2 protein-coding genes and 1 pseudogene are annotated in these 1,414 nt (G+C 65.1%); 2 read left to right on the plus strand and 1 reads right to left on the minus strand.

Annotated features, from left to right (window positions below; all coding sequences use genetic code 11):
* Positions 1-391, minus strand: a pseudogene (locus A2J01_RS31320) (nuclear transport factor 2 family protein); the annotation flags it as partial.
* Positions 392-516: 125 nt separating this feature from the next.
* Here A2J01_RS31320 and A2J01_RS31325 point away from each other — a divergent pair.
* Both A2J01_RS31325 and A2J01_RS31330 read left to right on the plus strand, forming a co-directional pair.
* Positions 517-933 carry a DUF3151 domain-containing protein gene (locus A2J01_RS31325; RefSeq protein WP_007726781.1) on the plus strand — a complete coding sequence of 139 codons (417 nt, stop codon included), beginning with the start codon at positions 517-519 and terminating at the stop codon, positions 931-933.
* 25 nt (positions 934-958) lie between these two features.
* A partial coding sequence (locus A2J01_RS31330) for an FUSC family protein (protein WP_442971587.1) occupies positions 959-1,414 on the plus strand: 456 nt, incomplete at its 3' end.

The following is a 1,414-nucleotide window of genomic DNA, read 5'->3' on the forward strand; positions in this document are numbered from 1 at the left end:
CGATGCGAGTCGGCTTCGGCTGAGCCGGCGGTGGGGTCGCTGCGACACCCACACGTTGAGGCGCGGCGCGCTGCGGTGGTTGAGGCGCAGCGCGCTGCGGTGGTGGTGGGGTCGGAGCCTGCCGGGGTGGTGGTGTCGGCTGCGTGGCTTTCGGAATCGCGACGGTGGCAGGCTCCGGCTTGGGCTGGGGTGTCGGTGCTGCTGTGGTTGCCTGAGTTGCCTTGGGGATCGCGACGGTTGGTGCGCTGGCAGTTTTGGCGTCGCCGTCCGCTTTCGAGGCCTTGTCTGTCTTCTGGATCGCCACAGTCGCAGGTTCGGTCGGGGCCGACTTCTCGGGCGCACCCTTCGGTGCTGCGCTCTTTTTCGAGTTGTCGTCTTTCGAGTCCGGCACGGGTAACCCTTCGGTCTTATGCAGCAATGACCATGTCAGGGTAACGACCGGTATGTAGCCTGCATAACTCCGACCGTCGGCGAGGCGGTCCTGTGGCAGAAAGGCGTAGCGGGCACAATGAGCGCATGACCCAATTCGGTGACCTGCTCGGACCCAAGCCCACTCTGCTTCCCGGCGACGACGACGCGGAATCGGCACTGCTCAACCACGCTGAACCGGCCCAGGTAGCGGCCGACCACCCCACTGCCTCCATTGCGTGGGCCTACCTGGCCGAGGCTGCCCTGGACAAGGGCGAAACCATCACGGCCTACGCCTACGCGCGTACCGGATACCACCGCGGACTGGACCAACTGCGTCGCAACGGTTGGAAGGGTTTCGGTCCCGTGCCCTACAGCCATGAACCGAACCGTGGTTTCCTGCGTTGCGTCGCAGTCCTGGCCAAGGCCGCGAAGACGATCGGTGAAGCCGACGAGTACGCGCGTTGCCTCGATCTGCTCGAAGACTGCGATCCCAACGCCGCCGAAGCGCTTGGCCTCGGTTAGCAGTTTCCGTCCGAGCCGGGCCGGCATCAAGGACCGGGCTCGCAAATCGGTGCGTCGGCTTCAGACGTCGGCGCTACCGATCATTCAATGTGCCTTGGCGGCCGGATTGGCGTGGTGGGTTGCCACCACGGTGATCGGGCACCACGCGCCGTTCTTCGCGCCGATTGCCGCTGTGGTCTCGCTCGGTCTGTCGTTGGGTGCACGACTACGACGCTCGTTCGAGTTGGTTGCGGGAGTCACGGTCGGTATCGGAATCGGTGATCTGATCATCTCCGGTATCGGGAGCGGACCGTGGCAGATCAGTTTGGTTGTCGTGCTGGCGATGTCCGTCGCGGTGCTTCTCAACAGCGGGCCGATCTTCTCCATGCAGGCGGGAAACTCGGCTGTGCTGGTGGCGACGCTGATCCCGCCGGGCGGCAGCGGCGGTCCCGATCGCATGATCGATGCCCTTGTCGGTGGTCTGGTGGGTATCGCGGTGGTC

Source organism: Rhodococcus sp. EPR-134 (assembly GCF_001647205.1).
In the GTDB taxonomy this organism is placed as follows: domain Bacteria; phylum Actinomycetota; class Actinomycetes; order Mycobacteriales; family Mycobacteriaceae; genus Rhodococcus_F; species Rhodococcus_F qingshengii.